This is a genomic window from Pseudomonas agronomica (assembly GCF_025917275.1).
In the GTDB taxonomy this organism is placed as follows: domain Bacteria; phylum Pseudomonadota; class Gammaproteobacteria; order Pseudomonadales; family Pseudomonadaceae; genus Aquipseudomonas; species Aquipseudomonas agronomica.
Genome location: NZ_JAOSHO010000549.1, coordinates 1 through 3,103, shown reverse-complemented (window position 1 = coordinate 3,103; position 3,103 = coordinate 1). Strand labels below are relative to the sequence as shown.

3 protein-coding genes are annotated in these 3,103 nt (G+C 62.5%); 2 read left to right on the top strand and 1 reads right to left on the bottom strand.

Annotated features, from left to right (window positions below):
- Positions 1-105: 105 nt before the first annotated feature.
- Positions 106-1,455, bottom strand: coding sequence for a type III effector protein RopAA (locus OC610_RS24275; protein ID WP_264431481.1), 1,350 nt, complete (start codon positions 1,453-1,455; stop codon positions 106-108).
- A 177-nt stretch (positions 1,456-1,632) separates the two neighbouring features.
- On the opposite strand from OC610_RS24275, the gene OC610_RS24270 reads away from it, so the two are divergent.
- Positions 1,633-1,995, top strand: coding sequence for an ArsC family reductase (locus OC610_RS24270; RefSeq protein WP_217860243.1), 363 nt, complete (start codon positions 1,633-1,635; stop codon positions 1,993-1,995).
- 32 nt (positions 1,996-2,027) lie between these two features.
- Positions 2,028-3,062, top strand: a complete 1,035-nt coding sequence (gene dapD, locus OC610_RS24265; RefSeq protein ID WP_264431478.1) for a 2,3,4,5-tetrahydropyridine-2,6-dicarboxylate N-succinyltransferase — start codon at positions 2,028-2,030, stop codon at positions 3,060-3,062.
- Positions 3,063-3,103: the final 41 nt, after the last annotated feature.

The window sequence follows — 3,103 nt, the reverse complement described above, 5'->3', positions numbered from 1 at the left end:
CCGCTGCCGTTGCACATTGGTCGCACCTCAGCGGCGTTAATGCGCCATCGTCCGTCGGCCACCCCTAACCTCCACGCGGCAGGGGCGACCGGCAATCAACCAATGCTAAACCGCTCGCTCGGCGGCACTGAGGGTCGAACGGGTCGAGACAAAATCGACGCTATCACCTTCGTTGTCGCTATCGATCGGTTCAGCCCTCGACGTTTCGACCAGGGGCAACATTCCCTGCAGCTCATCCGGATGAGCGGGACCGGCGGATAGCCTGTCCAACGCAGCGGAAGCCTTGTCCGCCAACGGCTGCGTCATCACAGCCGTGGTCACCCAGGCGGCGAGCACCGGGGCCATGGTGGCGGTGACGGTCGCCTTGCCAGCCGCCGCAACACCCGCAGGCGAAATCCCGGCGTTCCTGGCCGCGTTGACAGCGGCGGTCTGGGCCATGCCGATCGCGGTAATACCGCCGGCCAACGCGCCGAGACCACTGACCAAGCCCGTCGGCGTCACCAAGGCTTGCAGAGATTTGCTGCCATCGCGCATCGCGTCCAGCGGCAGGCTGCCGACTCGCTTGGCAATGCCCATCGCCGCATTTCCTACGCCATAATTCTTGAGATCCTTGTAGCGCTGATGCCAGTCCTGGCGCCCCAACAGGTATTCCGGGCCAATCCGGTGTTTCGATTTATCGATGGAATGTTGCAGATCATAGGCCGCCATGCCGGAAAGCGGAGAACCGACAGCCGCCATCACCGAGTCCACCTTGCTGCCCGTCTGCGCATCGACCGTTTTTGTCACCACGGGTTGGACCACTGTGCGCAAGACGTTTCGCGCGGTGAAGGTCTGGAAGGTCAGGCTGCCTTCGACGGCCTGGGTCGTCAGGCTCGGCTTCACCGCCTGGGCGGCTTCCTGCATGACCGGCTCCAGCTCGGCATTGTCGGCCACCAGCCACTGGGTATCGCTGGTGGCGCGCTTCATCAGGCCATTGCCGACCGTGTCGGCGGCGCTGCTGACCAGGCCGGCAATCGCCGACAACGCCAACGGCGCGGTAATCGAGCCATTGCCGGTCACTGCCGGGGCGAAGTCCAGCGCGATGGACGCCGCGCCGAAGGGAACCGAACGGAGGAATCCCACCGTGTCATGGGCCGCGCGATCCAGACGCGAGCCCTTGGTGAGCACGGCGTCGACGCTTTCTGCGGTTTCGCCGTCATTGGCCAAGGTCCGTGAACGATCGTCGATCAGTGCTTCGAAGGCCTCGCGATTGGCGCCGTTCATATGGGGCTCGAATACCCGGGTGAGCTGGGCCTTGATGGCGCCCGTCCGATTGGCCAGGTCCTGTTCAGCGGTGACAGGGCCGATCGGGACGGCTGCAGTGGTCCCGGTGGTCGAGGTCGTTGAAGGGGGCGGGAGTGTTTCTTCAGTTTGATCCGTCAGTGGATGGAACGGGGTCAGGGAGATGGAATCCATGGGCGGGGTCTCTTGTGTGGAAAAGTGCTGGGTCTACCTGTGCTGTGTGGCCACCTCTTTCCGATCGGTTCCGCCTCGTCCGATCCGTCGCGACAGTCAAGGCACTGAAAGGAACGACGTGGCATAATCGTCGGCTGATTTTCAGGACGATACCGGGAACGTTTTGGGGGAGCACTCATGCCCAATGAAAACAAGCACTTACAGCTTTTCGGCATCAAAGCCTGCGATACGATGAAAAAAGCCCGTACCTGGCTCGATGAGCACGCGGTGCGCTATGACTTTCACGATTACAAAACTGCCGGCATCGACCGTGAGCACCTGACCCAGTGGTGCAACGAGCATGGCTGGCAAGTGGTGTTGAACCGTGCCGGTACGACCTTTCGCAAACTCGACGACGAACGCAAAGCCGATCTCGACCAGACGAAAGCCATCGAACTGATGCTCGCCCAACCCTCGATGATCAAGCGCCCGGTGCTCGATCTCGGTGACCGAACCCTGATTGGCTTCAAGCCAGATATTTATGCGGCAGAAATCAAGTAAGCCTGCCCAGTCCATTTTGTAGAGGTAATTTCATGTCCACTACCCTGTTCAGCCTGGCCTTCGGCGTCGGCACCCAAAACCGTGAAGGCGCCTGGCTCGAAGTCTTCTATGCACAGCCACTGCTCAAGCCGTCGGCAGAGATCGTCGCGGCCATCGCCCCGATCCTGGGCTATAGCGAAGGCAACCAGGCCATCACGTTCACCACCGCCCAGGCTTCCCAACTGGCCGAAGTACTGCGCAACGTCGATGCCGCCCAAGCCGCGCTGTTGACCCGCCTGGCCGAAAGCCACAAGCCATTGGTTGCCACCCTGCTGGCCGAAGACGCCCAACTGAGTTCCACCCCTGAGGCGTACCTCAAGCTGCACCTGCTGTCCCATCGCCTGGTCAAGCCCCATGGCCTGAACCTGGCCGGCATCTTCCCTCTGCTGCCGAACGTGGCCTGGACCAGCCAAGGCGCGATCGACCTGGCCGAACTGGCCGAGCACCAGCTCGAAGCCCGCCTGCGGGGCGAATTGCTGGAAGTGTTCTCGGTGGACAAGTTCCCGAAAATGACCGACTACGTGGTCCCGGCTGGCGTGCGTATCGCCGATGCCGCGCGTCTGCGCCTGGGCGCCTATGTGGGCGAAGGCACCACGGTCATGCACGAAGGCTTCGTCAACTTCAACGCTGGCACCGAAGGCCCGGGCATGATCGAAGGCCGTGTCTCGGCGGGCGTGTTCGTCGGCAAGGGCTCGGACTTGGGCGGCGGCTGCTCGACCATGGGCACCCTGTCGGGCGGCGGCAACATCGTGATCAAGGTCGGCGAAGGCTGCCTGATCGGCGCGAACGCCGGTATCGGCATCCCGCTGGGCGACCGCAACACCGTGGAGTCGGGCCTGTACGTAACGGCTGGCACCAAGGTCGCCTTGCTGGATGAGAACAACCAGTTGGTAAAAGTGGTCAAGGCCCGCGACCTGGCCGGCCAACCTGACCTGTTGTTCCGCCGCAATTCCGAAACCGGCGCGGTGGAATGCAAGACCCACAAGTCGGCCATCGAGCTGAACGAAGCACTGCACGCGCATAACTAAGCTGCTTCACACAGTCACCTGTGGGAGCGAGCCTCTGTGGG